The organism is Polaromonas aquatica (assembly GCF_042659145.1).
GTDB lineage: Bacteria > Pseudomonadota > Gammaproteobacteria > Burkholderiales > Burkholderiaceae_C > Polaromonas > Polaromonas aquatica.
The window spans coordinates 25,371-44,988 of the sequence record NZ_JBHSRS010000075.1; the positions used below are offsets into that span (position 1 = coordinate 25,371).

The window sequence follows — 19,618 nt, forward strand, 5'->3', positions numbered from 1 at the left end:
GAGGAATGGCGACCTGCAAATTAAGGTCGGCCGGGAGTGTATCTATGGCCGGGGGAGATGGCGTCTGGTATTTATCTGCAGATTGCTGTCCGACCTGGCAATGGGCGTGGCAAAGATTGGGTTGTGCATCGTCCATGTTCATGGCCATGGACTCAGCGCAAGGCATGCCAGCCTCGGTCATGGCAGATATCTCTGCTGCCTTTGAGGCAGTACCCGGACACGCATAGCCTGCGACCGCCAGCTGCATGAACAGCAGGCTAAAAAGTGCAAAAAGCACTGTCATCAGTCGAGTACGGCGATTTCGGGTCATCTATTCAGAGTTTAGCTTGAATTTAGCGGCTTGGCTGAACGAAGTTCTTTATGTCCTTATGTAATAGCAACGTTGGCGTCATGAAAATGTATTGCGAGAGTCACATCAGGTAACCAACCTCGCGGCCCCGACTTCACGGAACCAAAAAATTGCTATAAACTCAAGTCAATATGTCGCGTTTTCGCCACCTGCTTCTTTGCCTGATGATGCTGGCCTTGCCACTGCAGGGCTTTGCTGCGGCATCAATGTTTTATTGCGGCATGGGTGCGGGCTACGATGTAAAAACCACGCATGTAGAGACGGGCGCCAGCCGTCACCAGATGGTCGAGGCCATGGGCATGCAGCATGACCATGAGAAACACACTTCTGCAGAGGGTGCCATGCAGTCTCCGGATAGCCAGAAGCAGTTGCCTGATTCCTCACACAAATGCGGTGTCTGCGCCACGTGCTGCAGCGTCATCGCTATTACAGATTTCGTTACGACTGTTGAAGTGCAGTCCTCTCCCAAAGCTGATCTGGTCGAGCCTTTCGTCCTGATTCACTCCGTCCCCTCGCGCTTTCCCGAAAAACCGCCTCGCGCTTGACGCGCCGTGCCGCTGCAGCTCCTTAGCCGCAGTGACCGGTGCTCTTTTCATCGTCCGTCATGAAATAGCCGCCCTCAGGGCGCTTTTGTGCCGCCGTCCCATGAAAACGCGAGGATTCCATGTTCAAAAAAAACCTACCCGCCACATGGCTGGTTCCGATATTTTCCCTGTCGGGGATAGCTGCTGCGCAAACACCCGCGCCGGCTTCTCCCTCAGCTGAGGCCGCCAAAGCTTCTCCCCTGACTTACCGTTCAGCCTTCGAGGGCTACAAGCCCTATACCGACGACAAGCTCCTGAACTGGAAAGAGGTCAATGACACCACCGGCCGCATCGGCGGCTGGCGAGTCTATGCCAAAGAAGCCCGACAACCCGATGACAAGGCGCCTGCTCACGACATGAGCAAGATGTCTGAACCGAAAACCGAAGGTGGCAAGCCATGAACGCCCCTTCCGTAAAAACCATTTTCAAGTCGGGGGCGGTGGTTACTGCGGTTCTTGTATTGGCCGGTTGTGCTTCTGTGAACATTGACCAGGCTGTCAAAGACACCAACGACACGACAGGTGCCTTCACCAAGGGCAAGCTGGAGCTCAGTCGCACTGATCAACAGGTTCAGGCGCGCCAGAAACTCAGTGCTGAGCTGCTGGCCAAACCCTTGGGCATGGACGAAGCCGTTCAGTTAGCCTTGGCCAACAGCCCTGCAATGCAAACCCTGCTGGCTCAAAGCTGGGCGGACATGGCGCAGGCGAGTCAAGTTGGAAGGATCACCAATCCCGTCTTTTCGTTCGAGCGCCTGCGCTACGGCAGCGAACTGGAACTCAACCGGCTGCTGTCTTTCGGCCTGATAGACATCCTGACGCTGCCCTACCGCCAGGGGATATCGCGTGGCCTCATGGCGCAAGCCAGGGTTCAACTCAGTGCCAGCGTGATCGAACAGGTCACGGCCGTTCGTCAGGGTTGGGTACGGGCGGTCGCGGCCAAGCAGACCCTTCAATACGCTGAGCAAGTCAATGCCAGTGCTCAGGCCAGTGCAGAGCTGGCACAGCGAATGCAGCAAGTTGGCAACTTCACCAAACTTCAACGCCAGCGCCAGCAGGTGTTTTACGCGGACAGCGTCGCACAGCTGGCTGCAGCCCGGCACGCAGACACTGCATCGCGTGAAGAACTGGTTCGCTTGCTGGGACTGACTGACGCTCAGGCGGGACAGTTGCAACTCCCCGAGCGCCTGCCGGATCTGCCAAAAGAACCTCGCGATGCAGGCATCGTTTCATCGAACGCAGCGGAGCAGCGGCTGGACGTGCAACTGGCGCGCAGCCAGCTCGACACGGCAGGCCGGGCCCAAGGCCTGAACCTGCTGACCAGCGTTGTTGACGTTGAGCTCGGAATTCGTCGCGATACCGTCACCAACGCCACTGCCGGCACCAGAACACCGCGTAACGGTTACGAGCTGGGTATTCGTTTGCCGATTTTCGATTGGGGGTCAGCACAGCGGGCGACGATGAATGCGCAATCCCTGGCGGCAGCCAGTCGCTACGAAAGTACGGTTCGGGGTGCGTCGTCACAACTTCGTGAAAGCTATTCGGCCTACCGGACTGCCTACGACGTAGCCAAGCACTACCGGGACGAAATCGTTCCGCTACGCCGCGCCATGGCTGAAGAAAACGGACTTCGCTACAACGGCATGCTGATCAGCGTGTTCGAGCTGCTGGCCGACAGCCGCGACCAGGTTTCCAGCGTCATGGCGGCCATCAATTCCTACCAGCAGTTCTGGCTATCGGATGCCGCCCTGGCAGCTTCCATGACTGGCAAGCCCATGTCAATGATGGTATCCGCGCCCATGGCTGGCGGAACTGGCTCTGCACAGTGATGGCGTACACAACCTACTCAACGGATTACTCATGAACAACAGAAGAAATTTCCTGACCGGTGCCGGCGCCATCACCACGGCGGTTGCGGCGGCTGCGGTCAGCAAGGTGGCCATGGCGGCATTGCCAGAGCCCGTGATTCAAACCAAGCCGGACACCATGGCGCCCCTGGTGCCCAACTCCGGTCGACCTTACAACCCCGTTGTGACCCTCAACGGCTGGACTCTGCCATGGCGCATGAACGCTGGTGTCAAGGAGTTCCATCTGGTGGCCGAACCTGTGGTGCGCGAGATGTCGCCCGGATTCAAGGCCCACCTGTGGGGTTACAACGGCCAGTCACCAGGGCCGACCATTGAGGTCGTTGAAGGTGACAGGGTACGGATTTTCGTGACCAACAAGCTGCCAGAACACACCAGCGTGCATTGGCATGGTCAGCGCTTGCCCAATGGCATGGATGGCGTCGCCGGTCTGAACCAGCCTGCTATCCCCGCAGGCAAGACCTTTGTTTACGAGTTCGTTGCCAGACGTCCAGGCACCTTCATGTATCACCCGCATGCTGATGAGATGACACAGATGGCCATGGGCATGATGGGTTTCTGGATCACCCATCCAAAGACTGCACATCCGCTGATTGAAGAGGTCAACCGCGACTTTGTTTTTCTGCTCAACGCCTATGACATTGATCCGGGCCTCTACACCCCCAAGATCATGACCATGCTTGATTTCAACCTATGGAGCTGGAACAGCCGGGTCTTTCCGGGCATTGATCCACTGGTGGTTCGCAAGAACGACAAGGTTCGCATCCGGATAGGAAACCTGACCATGACCAACCATCCCATTCACATCCACGGGCATGAGTTCACCGTTACCGGTACCGATGGAGGGCCTACACCGAAGTCCTCACGCTGGCCTGAGGTGACCACCGATGTGGCAGTTGGACAGATGCGTCAGATCGAATTCGTGGCAGACGAAGAAGGTGACTGGGCTTTCCATTGCCACAAGAGCCACCACACCATGAACGCCATGGGTCACGATGTGCCCACGATGATCGGCGTGGACCATCGCAAGGTGGCACGCGACATTACCAAACTGATCCCCGATTACATGGTCATGGGCGAGCGCGGGATGGCGGACATGGGAGAAATGGACATGCCCTTGCCTGACAACACGGAACGGATGATGACAGGCGCAGGCCCATTCGGCTCCGTCGAAATGGGCGGTATGTTTAGCGTGGTCAAGGTGCGAAAAGACCAGAAAGCCGGCGACTACAAAGACCCCGGTTGGTACAAGCACCCCGCGGGCACCGTCGCGTACGAATGGACCGGTGCAGCGCCCGTTGCCGACCGTTCTGTTAGCGGCGGCGGCCAGGCCATGAAAGCGCAAAACATGCCCGCCAAAGAAGTAGAAGTCCAGGTCCGCAAGCCCGCCATGAACGGGATGGGTGGCATGGGCGGCATGCAGCACTGATTTTTTTAACCACCACCTAGAAAGGTATCTCCATGAAAACACGCAACCTGCTGATCGCACTTCCATCGCTGCTGCTAGCCATGACCGCCATGGCATCTGGTACCCACGCTGGAGGGCACGACGATGAGGCCATCGGCAAGCCTGGTATGGCCTCCAAGGTCACCCGCACCATCACCATGGACATGGCCGACACCATGCGCTTTAGCGTTCCACAAGTGACGGCCAAGCAGGGTGAAACCATTCGCTTCGTCGTCAAAAACTCTGGCAAGGTCAAGCACGAGATGGTGCTGGGTACCGAAAAGGAACTCAAGGAGCACTACGAAGTGATGAAGAAGAATCCGGAGATGGAACACGCCGATGCCAACATGGTGACCGTGGCCCCCGGCAAGACTGGCGAAATCATCTGGCAGTTCACCAAAGCCGGCAAGATCGACTTTGCTTGCCTGCAGCCTGGTCACTATGACGCGGGCATGAAAGGCTTTGTGACCGTCGCCGGCGGCAAAGCCGCTCCAAAGAAGGATGGCCATGACGACCACAAGCACTGATCGTGTGACCAGGCGCTCAGCCTCACGGCTGATTTTTGGGCTGACCGGGGCCGTGACACTAGGCCAACCCCTGGGCGTGCTAGCCGCTTCGCCCAAAGACCGGGTAACGATCTGGAAAACACCTGACTGTGGTTGCTGCGGCGAATGGGTTTCCCATCTGCGCAGCAACGGCTTTGACGTCGTGACCCACGATGTCAAAGACACGGCGCCTATGCGTCAAAAGCTCGGGCTGGCCGAAAAGTTCGGATCCTGTCATACCGGACTGCTGGGCACATACGTGCTGGAGGGCCATGTTCCCGCAAAGGAAATGCGGCGTCTCCTGCGTGAAAAACCCCAAGCCCTAGGCCTGGCCGTGCCGGGCATGCCGGCGGGCTCACCGGGGATGGAAATGGGCAACGCCAGTGATGCCTTCGACGTTTTGCTGGTCCTCAAAGACGGCAACTCCCGCGTTTATCAGTCTTATCCCTAGAAATCTTTAACGTAATCAACCTCAACTCCTGAAAGAACCATCATGAAAAACCTCAAAACCCTTCTGATCATTGCAACTCTCGCAGCCGGTGCAGCTCAAGCACAAACAGCCATGAAACCCGGCAACGCACCTATGGCCATGGACAGTAAAAAAGAAATGGCTGCACCCGCCGGCGACATGACCGAAGCCGAAGTTCGGAAGGTGGATATGGACACCAAAAAGATCACGCTGAAGCATGGTGACATCAAGAATCTCGATATGCCTGGCATGACCATGGTGTTTCAGGTGAAGGATCCGGCCATGCTCGACAAGGTCAAGGCCGGCGACAAGGTGCGCTTCAAGGCTGAAAAGTCCAACGGCGCCATTGTGGTGACCGATCTGCAGCCATCGAAGTAAGCCTGGTTCAGGGTGGCCACGGGCGCTATAAGCGCCTTGGGCTAACCCTGGAACCCGAATGGGAAGTTCAACGTGAATCAGATGTATACCGATGCCGCATGAATTTCGCAATCTGATTAACGCACCGCACGAGACTTTGGGCAACGCGCTGATTGCGGGATTCGCTGCGGCCGTCATACTGTTTTTCATCGTGGCTTACTTTCTATGGCGCGACAGGAAGCTAAAAAAACCTGGAAGTCATCCAAAAAGCTCGCCCTCCAGACACCGCAAAAAGCGACGAAGGTGATTAAAACTGCGCGTCCTAACACTTCATTGAAAGCTGCCCGTTATGGAAAAACACGAACACACCCCGCACGGTCACGACCATTCTCCTGCCATGGCCGAACAGCCAATGCATGTTGGCGGGGCGCAGACGAGTTCCCCTGGACAGCTGAAGGATCCTGTATGCGGAATGAACGTCACGGAACAGTCACCCAACAAACATGAGCATGCTGGCATACCCTATTACTTTTGCAGTGCAGGGTGCAAGACGAAATTCACTGCCGAGCCCGAACGTTACCTGAAGCCGAAGCAGGAGGCTGTTACGCCCGAGACTTTCAAGGCGGTTGCCGGCACGATATACACCTGCCCCATGCATCCCGAAATTCGACAGGACCATCCCGGTCACTGTCCGAAGTGCGGCATGTCCCTCGAACCCCTTATGCCCAGCATGGATGATGACGAAAATCCGGAACTCAAGGATTTCTCGCGACGCTTTTGGTGGACATTGCCGCTGACAGTTGTCGTCACCGTACTGGCTATGTTCGGACACCAGCTTGGATTGTTCGCAATGGGGACGCAAAGCTGGGTGGAGTTGGTGCTTTCGCTACCCATCGTTCTTTGGGCAGGTTGGCCATTCTTCGTGCGCGGCTGGCAGTCAGTCGTCAATCGGAGTCCGAATATGTGGACGCTAATCGGGCTGGGCACCTCGGCCGCCTTTATTTACAGCGTGGTCGCGACTGCCGCACCCGCCGTATTTCCGCCTTCGTTTGTAGCCATGGGTCGTGTTGCGGTCTACTTTGAAGCTGCCGCCGTCATTATTTCCCTGACCCTGCTCGGTCAGATGCTGGAGCTCAAGGCTCGGTCACAGACATCAGCCGCCATCAAGTCCCTGCTTGGCCTGGCACCTAAAACCGCACGCCGCATCAAAGGGGACGGCACAGAAGAAGATGTCCAGTTGACACACGTCCACGAGGGTGACCTTCTGCGGGTTCGTCCTGGCGAGAAGGTACCCGTTGATGGGGTGGTGACCGAAGGCCGCAGCGCTGTTGATGAAGCCATGCTGACTGGAGAGCCTTTACCAGTCACCAAGCGCGTCGGTGACAAACTGATTGGCGCCACGCTCAATACTTCAGGTGCTCTGGTGATGCGGGCCGAACACGTGGGTTCAGCAACCGTTCTTTCGCAAATCGTCCAGATGGTTGCCCAGGCTCAGCGTTCTAGAGCACCTATGCAACGCATGGCAGACCAGGTCGCCGGATATTTCGTTATGGCCGTTGTCGCCGCAGCCTTGCTGACGCTACTGGTCTGGGGATTCTTTGGGCCGCAACCCAGCTGGGTTTACGGCCTTATCAATGCAGTCTCCGTGCTCATCATTGCGTGCCCATGTGCGTTGGGTTTGGCCACGCCGATGTCCATCATGGTGGCTACCGGACGTGGCGCCACGCAGGGTATTTTGTTTCGGGACGCGGCTGCGATTGAGAATTTCCGCAAAGTTCAGGTCTTGATCGTTGACAAAACCGGAACCCTTACGGAAGGTCGTCCCGCCTTTGAAAAGGTTTTTGCTATGGCGCCGTACACCGAAGACGAGGTATTACGCCTGGCGGCCAGTCTGGATCAGGGCAGCGAACACCCTCTGGCCGACGCCATTGTGCGAGCGGCGCGGGACAAGGGAATGACTCTTTCAAAGGTTGAAGGCTTTGAATCTGCAACCGGCATTGGTGTCCGGGGTGTGGTCGACGGCAAGCGTCTGTCGCTGGGGAATGCTGCCCTGATGGTGGAAGACAAGGTAACCACCGACAGCGATAAACAGATGCAGGCGGAAGCGCTTCGCGTGGGCGGCGCCAGTGTCATGACGCTGGCTGTTGATGGGCAATTTGCCGGGCTGCTGGCCGTATCGGACCCCGTCAAGGAAAGCACCCCCGCTGCACTCAAGACACTTCAGGATGCAGGCATCCGCATCATCATGGCGACAGGCGACGGCCTTACAACGGCGAAGTCAGTGGGCCAGCGCCTGGGTATCGACGAGGTTCACGGGGAGGTCAAGCCTGCCGACAAATTGGCGCTGGTGGAGCGGCTGCAGGCTCAAGGGTTGGTTGTTGCCATGGCGGGGGACGGCATCAATGATGCGCCTGCGTTGGCCAAAGCCGATGTTGGCATCGCGATGGGCACGGGAACTGACGTAGCGATGAACAGCGCTCAGGTCACTCTGGTGAAGGGAGACTTGCGGGGTATCGCCACGGCGCGAGAGCTTTCGGATGCGACCATTGCGAACATGAAGCAAAACCTGGGGTTTGCGTTCATCTACAACTCGCTTGGCGTGCCTTTGGCTGCGGGCCTGTTGTTCCCGTTTACGGGATGGTTGTTGTCACCCATGATTGCCGCTTTGGCAATGAGCCTGAGTTCAGCCTCGGTGATTACCAACGCATTGCGCCTGCGCGGCCACACCAAAGGCTGACAGGATTGCTTATTTGGCCTGCTCCAGACGCACGATCATGAAGCCTGCATCGGTTTTTTCAACACGGAAGAGGATCTTGTCGCCTTGTTTCACGTCCTTAATCAAGTTCGCGTCGCTTGCCTTGAACACCATGGTCATGCCGGGCATGTCGAGGTTTTCAAGCGCTTCGTGCTTGATGGTCAGTTTTCCCTGTTCAAGGTCCACCTTGCGAACTTCGCCTACCGTCAGTTTGACGGTCGCTGGCGATGCTGCTACCGCTGTCGTACTCGGCGAGGTGTCAGTTGCGGCGAGCGCCATGCCGCTCATGCCGACGGAAAGTAAAGCTGCGGCCAAAGAGATTTTGAGAGTTGATTTCATGAGAGTTTTCCTATTGAATTTAATGAAGGGATCGAATGCTGTGCAACCGTTCCCCTAACTCGGGATCTCGGCGGATTTGCAGCGTTGCCGCCGAGGCCCAGCGCGCGTTTAGTGCTGAGTGAGTTTTTCGCTACCGTCCAGCGCGTGGACTTTGCCCATCGCGGCAACCACCTCGGCGCGAGTCAGATTGCTGGTTTGAGCAACTGCGGGCGAGAAGCTCGCTTCATCACTCAAGGGCAAAGTGTTGTTTTTTCTGGCCTGCAGATACTCAGCCTGAACCTGGGCCCGAGTCAACTTGCTGGGCGAGGTGTCAAAAGTCACCCGGGTAGAAGCTTCGCCCTCCAGGCGATTCTGGACATTGGCCTGTGCAAATGCACTAACGCCACTCAGAGCGGCAATGGCGACAACGGTAGCAGCAAAAAATTTCGATTTCATGATAGGACTCCTGTAGAACAACTTGCAAAGTGCCACCCCAACACTGGGATGACTGCGATGCAACCTTTGCATCACGGTTCCTACTTTAAAAAAAAGGGGCCTTCACAACGCTGGCCCGCAGATTACAGATTCGTTATTCAAACAAGAGGCATCTTTTGAAAATTCTGGTGATCGATGATGAACCCAAAGCCGCAGAATACGTGCGCCAGGGATTGAGCGAAAGTGGCTACGCCGTCGAAGTGGCTCATAGCGGAACGGATGGCCTGCATGTCGCCGTTACAGGAGATCACGATCTCATCATTCTGGATGTCATGCTTCCAGGCATCGACGGATTTGCCGTGTTGTCGGCGCTGCGCACTTCAAGGAAAGTTCCGGTTCTGATGCTATCTGCTCGTGGCAAAACCGACGACAAGGTCAGAGGTTTTGATCTGGGCGCCGATGACTACCTGGTCAAGCCCTTTCAATTTCCGGAGCTTTTGGCACGGGTTCGCACGCTTCTTAAACGCAGCCATCCAGTTGCCACAGAACCTGTGCTGCGCACGGCAGATCTGGAAATTGATCCGGTACGGCACCGCGCCACCCGTGCCGGCCAGCGTATAGATTTGTCGGCCAAAGAGTTTGCGTTGCTGACCCTTCTGGCCCAAAGGGCCGGCGAGGTCTTGTCCCGTACACAAATCGCATCACTGGTATGGGATATTCATTTTGAGTCGGACACCAATGTGGTTGAAGTGGCGATTCGGCGCCTGCGTCTGAAAATTGACGACCCTTTTGAAAACAAACTGATTCACACGGTGCGCGGGGTCGGCTATGTACTGGAATCCAGAGAGGTCGCATGAAATTTCGCCTTCAGGCCTCGTTGTCCAGGAACTCTTTGGCTTCACACATCGCTGTGGCGAGTGCTTTTTTTGGGTTGATTGTGGCGGGTGGGGCAACAACTGTAGCCTTTTGGGCGCTGACCCAGCAACTGGACGCACGGTCACTTGCCGAACTGGAGGGTAAAAGGGATGTTCTTGGCCACCTTCTGTCAGAAATTCCTTCTGCCCAAGCGCTCAAACAGAACCGCCATCGCTTTGAGGACCTGCTGATCGGTCACGATGATCTGCGTCTGGAGCTCCTTGATGACACCACAGGACTGCCCATCGCAACTTTCTCACCAGCGGCGCCTTCAATTGACCAAGCGGTGGCCGATGAAACACACAGCCCGGCAGGCTCGCGTATCTGGTCGGCGCTCGGTGGTCAACGATTGAGCAAGCTGCAAGGTGCGGTTCCCACAGCAGATGGCCATCCGGTTAAATTTGAACTCTCGCTGGATCGCCGACATGACGCCCGGCTGCTGACTGGATTTATAAAAGCAACGCTGGTGGGCCTGCCCCTGCTACTGCTGATCGTCGCAGTTGGGGCGTGGTTGATCGCGCGCACGGCATTGACGCCGCTGCGGCGTTTCAACCGTTTGGCCGCATCGATTGGCACCAAGTCTTTAAGTCGGCGTTTGTCAGCAACAACGTTGCCACTGGAGCTTGCAGAGCTTGCCACGGAATTCAACGGCATGCTGGACCGCATTGATGAGGGCTATCGGCGTCTGCAAGACTTCTCGGGCGACTTGGCGCATGAGATGCGAACTCCTGTGGCAACACTTCTGGGCCGGACCCAGGTAGCACTTTCACAGTTACGCTCCGCAGCAGATCTTCGAGGGGTGCTGGAAGGCAATATTGAAGAGCTGGATCGCCTGGCATTGCTTATTTCGGACATGCTGTTTATCGCGAGTTCAGATTCTCAGGCCAGTCCAATCCATGCTGGCCAGCTTGACCTCGCTACGGAAGCAGGTCGGGTCACGGATTTCCTGTCTCTGATTGCAGACGAAAAGGGTATCGCTTTGGAGGTGACGGGAGATGCCGCCATCGTGGGAGACCGCTTGCTGGTTCAGCGCGCAATTACGAATCTGGTGTCCAACGCCATCCGGCACGCTTCTAATGGTTCAAAGATCACCGTAGCAATTGCTGCAGAAAGCGAAAATACCGCTTTGACTGTGAGCAATCTGGGTGAGGGAATCGCCCCCGCACATCTAGATCGGATTTTTGATCGTTTTTACCGCATCGATTCCGGGCGCGCTCGCTTTGCTGGTGGTACCGGTTTGGGTTTGGCTATTGTGCGGTCCATCATGGCAGCCCACGGCGGCAGCGTGCAGGTTCGCAGTCAAATTGGCGGCGAAACGGCTTTTACGCTGAATTTTCAATCTTCAAATTCCATTCAGAAAATTACTGTCTGAGATTGCATCTGAGAGATTCCATCAGAGGTTGACCTGAGCCGTTGCCAATGGTGTTGTTCTAATCGAACCGCTGGTTGGGCACCTCCAGAAAAAGAATCCTTGCTGGTTATCCCAAATCCTGATCCAGAAGTGCAGTATTGATGGCAATCGCCGCTTGCGCACCTTCTGCTGCCGCAACAATGACCTGCAACACATCACGCGACGCGTCGCCGGCCACGTACAAGCCGGGAACGTGGGTCATCTGTTTGCTATCCACTGTGCACCCCTTGGCCTCGAACGTATCGCAACCAAGGCGCGCCGCAAGATCACTGGCCTGGTGCCGTCCCGTGTTGAAAAAAAGTCCTGTTCTGCGCAGAGTAGGCCCGAACTCAAAGACGACATCAAATGGAGCATTGTGGGGAATCTTCCCGTCACCCTGGAGACATATGATTTTTTCCTCCCGGACAGAAATGCCATGCTCTGCCAGACGCCGGAGTCCTTGCGTGCTGAGCTCCGAGGGCCCATCCGTACATAAGACTATATTGCTGCTCCATAGCGTCATCTCTAGGGCCAGTCCGGCACCCTTATCGTCTCCTTTGCCATATACCGCCAGCGGCTGATCCCTAAGTTCCCAGCCGTCGCAATAGGGGCAGACAAACACGGCAAGTCCATATAGCTCCTGGAATCCGGGTTGCGAAGGCAGGTGATCTACGACGCCTGTAGCCAAAAGCAACTTGCGCGCGCGAAAGCTCGGGCCATCGCTTGTGTGAACGAAAAAGCCTGTGCCATCGCGCGATGCATCGATTGCTCGGAGCTTCAAGATCGTTACTGACGGGTAGGATTGAAGCTGTTCACGCGAGATCGAAAGAAAGTCTGACGGCGCCGTGCCGTCTCGACTCAAAAAGCCATGCATTGCATTAGACGCACTGTTGCGCGGTTTACCATCGTCCAGGACAAGTATCCTTCTACGGCAACGGCCCAGCACCAGAGCCGCGCTGAGACCGGCAGGGCCAGCACCCACAACGATTGCATCGAATAGATCTTGTCCAGCAGGGTATGCCTTTACCATTTAAATATCTTTTTTTGTTCAAAGTTGTTATTTTTAGACTTCAAAAAATTGCCAGAAACTAGCGCAGCTATTTTTGCTGCTTGGACTGACTAAACATCAGCATAGCCAACTTTGACTCCAACGCTTTGCCGTACTGAAGTGTAGGCACCCGTACGATAACCACTGGTTGCCGTATATCGATGTTGTAAATCATTAATTTAACGTCGAACGCCAATATGTGCTTGCCCAACCGCTTTTCTATCCAGGAAAGCTGCCATTCTTGGAGGTATTCGAAACTTTCGAGTTGACAGGCCCCGCGCCTGCTGATGGCGACCTTGCGCCTGTCGATGTCGAACATCAAACAGTATGTGTCTGAGTAGCCTAATATTCCCAACGTCTGAGCCGACTTGGACCGAATACTTGTAGGAAATGAGGTTCCGTAAGTTTTGTTGAACCCTGCGAGCTTGTCATAAATGAACATTAAGTCCTTGGCTCTCCGAAACCTGTAAACAAGCAGCCAGACTCCAAAAGTCATAGCTACGACGGCAAGCAATATATGAAAGTCAGAAAATTCGGCGATGGGCCCCATGTCGCGTTCCTCAAACAGCCTCTATCCAAGTCGAATGCTGAAGTTTGTTTGAGCTTGTGATGGTCAAACGATAGAACGTGGCGGCCAATTGCGCATCCAGGCTGGCCAGCGCCTCGCGCCGACGTTCAACGAGCTGGCGTTGGACGGCAAGCTGCGCGGTGGCCCGGTCGCCATCCGCTGCATCGAGCGCCCGGCACAGCCGCTTCAGGGTGTCCAGGCCAATACCCGCCTCGAAAGCAGCGCGCACGAAGCACAGGCGTTGCAAGGTGGCATCTTCGAACACGCCGTAGCCGCTCGTGGTGCAGGCCACCGGCCGCAACAAACCGCGCACCAGGTAGAGACCTCCACTAAGATCGCTCGGTTCGAGTGCAACTGTGTGGCAGGAGGAACACATCGCGGCGAATTGTCCGCCTCCTTGCAATGAGTTGCGAATCAGCCAAATTCCGGGGCCGGACATCTCAAAAATTCGTCTATTGATTGCGCGGTCACGCAGCGTCTCTATAAGCTTGCTCGTGAGATTCCAGTGAAATGGGTTGGCTGCAATGTCGCAAATTCCCATTTAGAGTCACCCTGCGACCGCAATCAGCCCGTTCGAGAAGAGAATTCCCCCGGGCGACAAGGTCGCCTCAGGAAATGAATCTCTTTAGAACCATAGTCTTACACCTGCCACGAGCTGCGTATTGCCGACCCGCTCGCCTTGAGCGCGAGCGAAATTTGCGGTATTTCCTACCTTACGGTCCCACGTCACGCCAATATAAGGCGCGAACTGGCGCGAGATCTCATAGCGCAAGCGCACCCCGAGCTCAATATCCGACAGGCCGGAACCAATGCGCCTCTCAGGATCGCTCTTGCTATAAAAATTCGCCTCGAACTTGGGCTGGAGAATCAGCTTCTGCGTAAATAGGAGTTCATACCGTACTTCAGCGCGCGCGGCCAGCGAACCGTTTCGGCCGACATACGCGGTCGCCTCTGTTTCAAACCAATATGGAGCAATGCCCTGAACTCCAAGTGCCAACCAGTTTCGTGAAGGACCTCGCCCGTTGTCATGCCTGAGGCCCAATTGCGAACTCCAGAACGTCGAGATGGCATGATCCCATAGCGCTTCGCTGCGAAAATTTTCCAGGCTACCATTTCGGCGTTTACCTTCGCCTTTGACCCATAGCTTGTTGTAATCGCTGCCATACCAGGCCTCAAGGTTGACGTTTTGGCCCCGCTCCCCATGTCCGGAAGCATATTCCAGTTCATTAGCAAGTACGCGGCCGTAGGTTCTGTCGTCTGACATCTCCATTCCAGGCATGCTCATGGGCGCTACCCCTTCAGCATACGCATCGGGATTCCTCGCATTGGGAGGAGGACGCCCGCCCTGCATCCGACCCATCTGCATGTCCCCCATGGAGTCCATGCCCTCTCCGGACATGTCCTTCGTGCCTCCTTCACTGGACTTCATCGCAGGCAAGCTTGTGGATTTGTCCATTGGCTCCACGGTGTGCATGTTAGAAGGAGCGTTCTGCGATGGCAATGGTTTAGGCGGTTGTGGTTTCACGGCCTCAGACTTTGGACCGGCCCCTGGCTTGGCCGGCCCCGAGTCCATAGGCATCGTCATTCCTCCCATGCCCGGCATGTTGGACATGCCATTCATACTTTGTCCTGAACTCTGCGCACCTACCGGTGTGACTATCCCGAGTGCCAAACAAGGCAGGGTGAGGGCGACGACAGTATGAAAATGCTTAAAGCAATAACTCATGACACCACCACCTCTCTAAACATTCCCGCTTCCATGTGATAGAGCAAGTGGCAGTGATAAGCCCAGCGGCCCAGCGCGTCTGCGGTCACGCGATACGCGATACGTTGTGCTGGCTGGACGTTAAAAGTATGTTTGCGTACCTGAAACTTTCCTTCGGGGGACTCAAGTTCCCCCCACATCCCGTGAAGATGGATGGGATGATTCATCATGGTGTCATTGACGAGGATCAGCCGCAGTCTTTCGCCGTAGCGGAAATGAACCGGCTTGGCTTCAGAGAATTTTTGCCCATCGAATGACCACATGAACCGCTGCATATTTCCAGTCAAGTGAAGCTCGATATCGCGCGTCGGCGCACGAAGGTCGATGGAGCCACCGATGGTATGAAGATCGGCATACGTTAGGACCCTTCTGCCGTTATCGCGCAGATTGGGGCCCGGGTCATCGAGGTTGGTGCGCGGCATGTCGACATGCATATCTACGCCCGGACTGTACTCGGTGACCGCGTGCCGTATAGGCGGTGGCTTGCCTGTACCCTTCATAGCACTCATATCCTGCATACCTGGCATACCTGGCATACCGGACATACCGGACATGCTTTGCATTGCGTCCATTCCCATCATGCCCCCCATAGCGCCCATCATGTCAGTCATGGTTAACCATTGTGGAGGGTCCACCTTGGGGACGTCTGCTTGCATGCCAATTCGCGGCGCGAGGGTACCGCGTGCATGATTGCTGCGGTCAATCGATTGAGCAAATATCGTGTAAGCGCGTTCGCCCTGCGGTTCCACAATCACGTCATACACTTCTGCGACAGAAATTCGAAACTCGTCCACGACTACCGGTTCCACGTCCTGACCGTCCGCCGCGACTACCGTCAGTTTCAACCCTGGAATGCGCACATCAAAGATGGTAGTGGCAGCGCCATTGATAAACCGTAGGCGAAGCTTCTCGCCCTGACGAAAGAGACCGGTCCAATTGTCGTCGGCAGATTTACCGTTTACCAAGTAACGCAGAGCCGTGCGTACTTGAGTGGTGCCAGTTAGATCGCCGAGATCGGTAGGAGTCATGCGCATGCGGTTCCACATCTTGCGCTTTTCCATTGCACCTTTAAAACCCATCTTCTCAACGTCGAGCTTAAAGTCCTGCACAGTCGGCTGATTGAAATTGAAAAAATCACTCATGACCTTCAGTTTTCGGAATAGCTCTTCCGGAACACCGTCGGTCCAGTCCGACAGCATCACGACGTGCTCCCGGTCGGCCTTCATCCTACTGCCGCCGCGCGGCTCAATGACGATCGCACCGTATAACCCCGTTTGCTCTTGGAAACGCGAATGGCTGTGATACCAATAAGTACCGCTTTGCTTGACAGGAAATGAATAGGTGAAGGTCTGCCCTGGCGCGATACCCTCGAAACTGATACCAGGCACACCGTCCATACCAGCGGGAAGCAAAATTCCGTGCCAATGTATTGACGTGGGCACCGACAGCCGATTCGTAACTCGCAAGGTGACCGTATCGCCTTCACGCCAAAACAGAGTTGGCGCCGGGACCTGGCCATTCACTGCAGTAGCAGTGCGGCTTTGACCAGTGATGTTCACCGGGGTTTCCGCTATCACGAGGTCAAACTCGGTGCCGCGCAATTCTTGCGGGTAGGCGGGCGAGTTCTCGAGTCCATAAATCGGCCCGCTTGTAAAACCGAGTGCACTTGCAGCGCCGGCGCTAGCCAGGCTTGCCAGAAGAGATCGGCGCTGAGTGTCAATTCCTGACAACAAGGGGGTGCTGTGAGTCACATCAATCCTAGTTAAGGCACATTTTCCTGGCAAGTAGTTACGACTTTATTTACCCATTTGCCGGCATTCTTCAGCGCACCGCTCACAAGCTGCGGCGCACGCCTTGCAGTGTTCTGCATCGTGTTTGGCACATTCGTCTGCGCAAGCCTGGCAGATGGATGCGCACAAGGCGCAAATTGCTTTGGCATGTGGGCTGTTTCGGGCCATGGCGGCGGCGGCAAACTGGCAGGCTGCCGAGCAATCCAAGTCAAGTGCAATGCACCTAGCCATCATTTTTACCTCGTCTTCTAGAAGACAAGACGCAGCGCAATGATTGCATGCAGTAGCGCAGTCATTACAAGCCTTAATGCAGGCGGAGAAAACTTCTTGAGACATCATGACCCCTGTACAGTTAAGAAAAAGTTCGCCCAATCACAAACGCTAGAGGCTATGTAAAAGCACGGCCTTAGTCTGTAGGATAAGTCCGCTTCCCGGATCCAGATCGAACCCTCCGCTCGTATGGTGAATTGCCACGGCAGATCGGTCTAAGTTCGTAAGACAGGCAACGTGGGAAAAGTGACTGTTAGATTAAAAAAAGTTCGATGCGAACAAACGGCAGCAACGTGAAAAGTTCACCAAATTGGTTTTTAAAAGAGGCCACCATGACGCCTCTCTCTAAAAAACGAAAATGATTTCTTGACTGCCTAATGGCCGCCTTGAATATCTTTGATTAACTTCTTCATCTCTGCTATTTCCCTTACCTGCGCGTCAACGATGCCGTCAGCTAGCTTTCGCACACGGGGATCCGCGATATGAGCCCGAGTACTGGTCATGATTGCGATGGAGTGGTGGGGAATCATGGCCTTCATGTAAGACACATCATCCACCGTGGACTGGCTGCGCACCAGCCACAATGACACCACGAAAACCAGAATGCTGACTGCCGCAATGCCGACATTTGCCCGAGTGCTCTTAAGCATGTGCGTCATGAAGCCCATCATGATCATTGTCATCACGGCTCCCATGACGAGCGCCATATATGCTCTCGTCTCACTGAAGAAGACATGGTCCAGTTCGTAGGTGTTCAGGTACATCAGTCCGAACATGACAATCGTTGCAACGGCTATCATGCTGGCAAAACGTCTGTAGGGGTGCATATTTTTCCTTGCTGTGTTATGTTGAAAGGCGGTCGAGTCACCGCTCGATGGCCTCCGGATTGTTAGCGAGCGCGGTGTTATTTCATGCCCGTGTCGACCATCATCCAATGCATGCATAGCTCAACTTGGTGTAGGCGGGATACCCGGGCAGCGGGTAGCTGTCAGGCAGGCGGCCTTTAGACCGGCGGCGGTTGGTTAAAAGGGGGCACTTCGGCTTAAACGTTATCCCCAGGATCAACCGGACCTGTTATAGCAACTGGGAGATTTCGATTAGAGGTTTGATACTGGAGCCAAATCGCCCAATGGTTTCCCGATGCTCTTTGAGCTGACTGTAGGGAAGATACCTGATACCCAGCTCGGATACCCTTGAGAACGCAGGTCGCTTGAGCTGCTGCATAACCTCATCGCGGCGATTGTCGGGTGCGACCAAAAACAAGGTGCTGGCGGCACCGACCTGCGTACCCAAAGCAAGGTCCAGCATGCGCACGATACCTGAATAAATCGACGTGGAGTGTTCCACTTCGAATGCGGCTGCAACTTGCGCGCTTCCCTGTTCGAGCCAGATGACGTCAATCAGTCGTACCGAATCCAGTCCTTGCCCATTCCCTCCGGGCCACTGCTGCAGGCAACCGTCTCCCAAAAATCCGTCAGCATGCTCGCGTCCCCGATCATTCGAAGCAATCCAGACGTCAAAACCCAACGCCTTGCCCATATCCCGTAACCAGCCTTGGATTTGGGTATGGGTGGCATCACTCTCCATGGCCAGCAGCCACTGCTTCTGCGCTGCAGTCGACTCTTCGCGGACGCGTTGCAAATCGCTCTCCCACAGTGCAATCACCCCAGGGTCTTCAAGCCGGGGAGGAGCCGCGTAGCGGCCGCTTCCCACGTCGAACATCAAGCCCGCAATGGCCCCCAAGTCATTGGACAGCTTGTGGCGATGTTGCTCATTGAGCCGAATCAACCCTTCCCGCATAGACAGGTAATGGTCCCATCGGCCCAACTTCACGTTACTGCCGGTCAGGGCATTAAACCCGTTGACTATGGCCGTGTTGAAAGGACAGACAAGAGTTGGGTGGATGAAATAGAGCAAATTGGCAACGGCGGGCCCGAGACCCTTGATCTTGAGCGCATCGATCTTCTGGATGGCTTCAATGATCGCCTCTGGCGTATCGCAGCAGTCGCATGCGTTCAAGAGTCTCGCAAAGGCGCGCTGGTTGGCCTCATGTTCATAGATGTCCGGGATGCGGAGTTTCGGCTTCCACAAAAAAGCGTGATCTGCGCCCTTGAATATTTGCCGCTGCTCAGCGACCGAGCCGACAACCGTCTGCAAGGACGAACCTCGATAGGCATTTCCAAACGTTCCAGCGTCAATGTCACGTACGACCTCACCAATTCCCCGGCGAATCGAACGAAAGTTCTTGAGGCGTTCTTCCCAGAGAAACCAGGTGTTGTATGTGCCATGGGGATCATTTTTCCAATGATCAATTAATAGAGAAACCGAATCGTGCATCAATCATTCCCATAAATCGCCTTATTGACTGTATCTGACTTTAGAAAGATGAACCTCACTCAAGCAGAGTTACCAAAGTCACAGTCTTTTCAGCAACTATGACCGTGTCACTTCAATTGGTGAAATTGGCATCGATAAACGTACCAATCCGTCCAGTGAGGATGATGGATTGCTACAAAACTTCGGTTTCAGAGACGTCGTATGGGCAGGGACTACCCCTACAAATACCCGAGCGAAAGACTGACCACCATCTCAAGTTGCAGCAATACGTTCGACAACGCACAGACGAGATGACAGTCCGCAGCTATTGTTATTTCTGAAGTTTTAACGATGTGTGGACTTGACCCGTTTTCGTAGACACATTTCAGCTTCCAGTACGAAGCTGCTCGAATGCCAGCGGGCTCAGAAGGTCAAG

19 protein-coding genes and 1 pseudogene are annotated in these 19,618 nt (G+C 55.3%); 10 read left to right on the plus strand and 10 right to left on the minus strand.

The window, feature by feature from the left end:
* Positions 1-480: 480 nt before the first annotated feature.
* From ACFQND_RS13860 to ACFQND_RS13895, 8 genes are all read left to right on the plus strand, one after another.
* Positions 481-894, plus strand: a complete 414-nt coding sequence (locus tag ACFQND_RS13860; RefSeq protein ID WP_371438970.1) for a hypothetical protein — start codon at positions 481-483, stop codon at positions 892-894.
* 119 nt (positions 895-1,013) lie between these two features.
* Positions 1,014-1,334 carry a hypothetical protein gene (locus tag ACFQND_RS13865; RefSeq protein ID WP_371438971.1) on the plus strand — a complete coding sequence of 107 codons (321 nt, stop codon included), beginning with the start codon at positions 1,014-1,016 and terminating at the stop codon, positions 1,332-1,334.
* Entirely contained in the window at positions 1,331-2,758 is a 1,428-nt protein-coding gene (locus tag ACFQND_RS13870) for a TolC family protein (RefSeq protein WP_371438972.1), read from the plus strand. The genes ACFQND_RS13865 and ACFQND_RS13870 overlap by 4 nt, the downstream gene beginning before the upstream one ends.
* Before the next feature lie 31 nt (positions 2,759-2,789).
* A complete protein-coding gene (locus ACFQND_RS13875; RefSeq protein WP_371438973.1) occupies positions 2,790-4,223 on the plus strand; it encodes a multicopper oxidase family protein in 1,434 nt (477 codons plus the stop codon).
* Between the two features lie 32 nt (positions 4,224-4,255).
* Positions 4,256-4,768, plus strand: a complete 513-nt coding sequence (locus ACFQND_RS13880) for a cupredoxin domain-containing protein (protein WP_371438974.1) — start codon at positions 4,256-4,258, stop codon at positions 4,766-4,768.
* Positions 4,749-5,237, plus strand: a complete 489-nt coding sequence (locus ACFQND_RS13885) for a DUF411 domain-containing protein (RefSeq protein ID WP_371438975.1) — start codon at positions 4,749-4,751, stop codon at positions 5,235-5,237. Before ACFQND_RS13880 ends, ACFQND_RS13885 begins: the two co-directional genes overlap by 20 nt.
* A 42-nt stretch (positions 5,238-5,279) precedes the next feature.
* Positions 5,280-5,633 (plus strand): copper-binding protein, encoded by a 354-nt coding sequence (locus tag ACFQND_RS13890; RefSeq protein WP_371438976.1) that lies wholly within the window; start codon positions 5,280-5,282, stop codon positions 5,631-5,633.
* 328 nt (positions 5,634-5,961) lie between these two features.
* Positions 5,962-8,349 (plus strand): heavy metal translocating P-type ATPase, encoded by a 2,388-nt coding sequence (locus ACFQND_RS13895; RefSeq protein WP_371438977.1) that lies wholly within the window; start codon positions 5,962-5,964, stop codon positions 8,347-8,349.
* Positions 8,350-8,358: 9 nt separating this feature from the next.
* Here the strand turns inward: ACFQND_RS13895 and ACFQND_RS13900 are convergent, their stop codons facing one another.
* Positions 8,359-8,706 carry a copper-binding protein gene (locus ACFQND_RS13900; RefSeq protein ID WP_371438978.1) on the minus strand — a complete coding sequence of 116 codons (348 nt, stop codon included), beginning with the start codon at positions 8,704-8,706 and terminating at the stop codon, positions 8,359-8,361.
* A gap of 108 nt (positions 8,707-8,814) precedes the next feature.
* The gene (locus ACFQND_RS13905; RefSeq protein WP_371438979.1) at positions 8,815-9,141 is read right to left on the minus strand and encodes a DUF4148 domain-containing protein; all 327 of its coding nucleotides are present in this window, start codon (positions 9,139-9,141) and stop codon (positions 8,815-8,817) included.
* Between the two features lie 155 nt (positions 9,142-9,296).
* Here ACFQND_RS13905 and ACFQND_RS13910 point away from each other — a divergent pair, with 155 nt between their 5' ends.
* On the plus strand, positions 9,297-9,977 hold the full coding sequence (locus ACFQND_RS13910; protein WP_371438980.1) for a heavy metal response regulator transcription factor: 681 nt from the start codon (positions 9,297-9,299) through the stop codon (positions 9,975-9,977).
* On the plus strand, positions 9,974-11,407 hold the full coding sequence (locus tag ACFQND_RS13915) for a heavy metal sensor histidine kinase (protein WP_371438981.1): 1,434 nt from the start codon (positions 9,974-9,976) through the stop codon (positions 11,405-11,407). The genes ACFQND_RS13910 and ACFQND_RS13915 overlap by 4 nt, the downstream gene beginning before the upstream one ends.
* Before the next feature lie 106 nt (positions 11,408-11,513).
* Here ACFQND_RS13915 and ACFQND_RS13920 read toward each other — a convergent pair whose 3' ends face one another.
* The 8 genes and pseudogenes from ACFQND_RS13920 to ACFQND_RS13955 form a co-directional block, all read right to left on the minus strand.
* A complete protein-coding gene (locus tag ACFQND_RS13920; protein WP_371438982.1) occupies positions 11,514-12,455 on the minus strand; it encodes an NAD(P)/FAD-dependent oxidoreductase in 942 nt (313 codons plus the stop codon).
* A gap of 67 nt (positions 12,456-12,522) precedes the next feature.
* Complete coding sequence (locus ACFQND_RS13925) at positions 12,523-12,792, minus strand: hypothetical protein (RefSeq protein WP_371438983.1); 270 nt, start codon at positions 12,790-12,792, stop codon at positions 12,523-12,525.
* Positions 12,793-13,033: 241 nt separating this feature from the next.
* Positions 13,034-13,360 (minus strand): annotated as a pseudogene (gene merD, locus ACFQND_RS13930) (mercuric resistance transcriptional repressor MerD); the annotation flags it as partial.
* A 306-nt stretch (positions 13,361-13,666) separates the two neighbouring features.
* On the minus strand, positions 13,667-14,767 hold the full coding sequence (locus tag ACFQND_RS13935; protein WP_371438984.1) for a copper resistance protein B: 1,101 nt from the start codon (positions 14,765-14,767) through the stop codon (positions 13,667-13,669).
* A complete protein-coding gene (locus ACFQND_RS13940) occupies positions 14,764-16,557 on the minus strand; it encodes a copper resistance system multicopper oxidase (protein WP_371438985.1) in 1,794 nt (597 codons plus the stop codon). The genes ACFQND_RS13935 and ACFQND_RS13940 overlap by 4 nt, the downstream gene beginning before the upstream one ends.
* 45 nt (positions 16,558-16,602) lie before the next feature.
* Positions 16,603-16,932: a four-helix bundle copper-binding protein gene (locus ACFQND_RS13945; protein WP_371438988.1), complete on the minus strand. Its 330-nt coding sequence runs from the start codon at positions 16,930-16,932 to the stop codon at positions 16,603-16,605.
* A gap of 308 nt (positions 16,933-17,240) precedes the next feature.
* Entirely contained in the window at positions 17,241-17,693 is a 453-nt protein-coding gene (locus tag ACFQND_RS13950; protein ID WP_371438986.1) for a DUF305 domain-containing protein, read from the minus strand.
* Between the two features lie 247 nt (positions 17,694-17,940).
* Positions 17,941-19,203, minus strand: a complete 1,263-nt coding sequence (locus tag ACFQND_RS13955) for a type II restriction endonuclease (protein WP_371438987.1) — start codon at positions 19,201-19,203, stop codon at positions 17,941-17,943.
* Positions 19,204-19,618 lie beyond the last annotated feature (415 nt).

Excerpts from the sequence above, each read along its gene's own strand:
- ACFQND_RS13925 (WP_371438983.1), bottom strand. The coding sequence starts at position 12,792 with ATGTTCGACATCGACAGGCGCAAGGTCGCCATCAGCAGGCGCGGGGCC.
- ACFQND_RS13895 (WP_371438977.1), top strand. The coding sequence starts at position 5,962 with ATGGAAAAACACGAACACACCCCGCACGGTCACGACCATTCTCCTGCC.
- ACFQND_RS13915 (WP_371438981.1), top strand. The coding sequence starts at position 9,974 with ATGAAATTTCGCCTTCAGGCCTCGTTGTCCAGGAACTCTTTGGCTTCA.
- ACFQND_RS13870 (WP_371438972.1), top strand. The coding sequence starts at position 1,331 with ATGAACGCCCCTTCCGTAAAAACCATTTTCAAGTCGGGGGCGGTGGTT.
- ACFQND_RS13880 (WP_371438974.1), top strand. The coding sequence starts at position 4,256 with ATGAAAACACGCAACCTGCTGATCGCACTTCCATCGCTGCTGCTAGCC.
- ACFQND_RS13890 (WP_371438976.1), top strand. The coding sequence starts at position 5,280 with ATGAAAAACCTCAAAACCCTTCTGATCATTGCAACTCTCGCAGCCGGT.
- ACFQND_RS13865 (WP_371438971.1), top strand. The coding sequence starts at position 1,014 with ATGTTCAAAAAAAACCTACCCGCCACATGGCTGGTTCCGATATTTTCC.
- ACFQND_RS13920 (WP_371438982.1), bottom strand. The coding sequence starts at position 12,455 with ATGGTAAAGGCATACCCTGCTGGACAAGATCTATTCGATGCAATCGTT.
- ACFQND_RS13935 (WP_371438984.1), bottom strand. The coding sequence starts at position 14,767 with ATGAGTTATTGCTTTAAGCATTTTCATACTGTCGTCGCCCTCACCCTG.
- ACFQND_RS13875 (WP_371438973.1), top strand. The coding sequence starts at position 2,790 with ATGAACAACAGAAGAAATTTCCTGACCGGTGCCGGCGCCATCACCACG.
- ACFQND_RS13955 (WP_371438987.1), bottom strand. The coding sequence starts at position 19,203 with ATGCACGATTCGGTTTCTCTATTAATTGATCATTGGAAAAATGATCCC.
- ACFQND_RS13900 (WP_371438978.1), bottom strand. The coding sequence starts at position 8,706 with ATGAAATCAACTCTCAAAATCTCTTTGGCCGCAGCTTTACTTTCCGTC.
- ACFQND_RS13950 (WP_371438986.1), bottom strand. The coding sequence starts at position 17,693 with ATGCACCCCTACAGACGTTTTGCCAGCATGATAGCCGTTGCAACGATT.
- ACFQND_RS13905 (WP_371438979.1), bottom strand. The coding sequence starts at position 9,141 with ATGAAATCGAAATTTTTTGCTGCTACCGTTGTCGCCATTGCCGCTCTG.
- ACFQND_RS13885 (WP_371438975.1), top strand. The coding sequence starts at position 4,749 with ATGACGACCACAAGCACTGATCGTGTGACCAGGCGCTCAGCCTCACGG.
- ACFQND_RS13945 (WP_371438988.1), bottom strand. The coding sequence starts at position 16,932 with ATGTCTCAAGAAGTTTTCTCCGCCTGCATTAAGGCTTGTAATGACTGC.
- ACFQND_RS13860 (WP_371438970.1), top strand. The coding sequence starts at position 481 with ATGTCGCGTTTTCGCCACCTGCTTCTTTGCCTGATGATGCTGGCCTTG.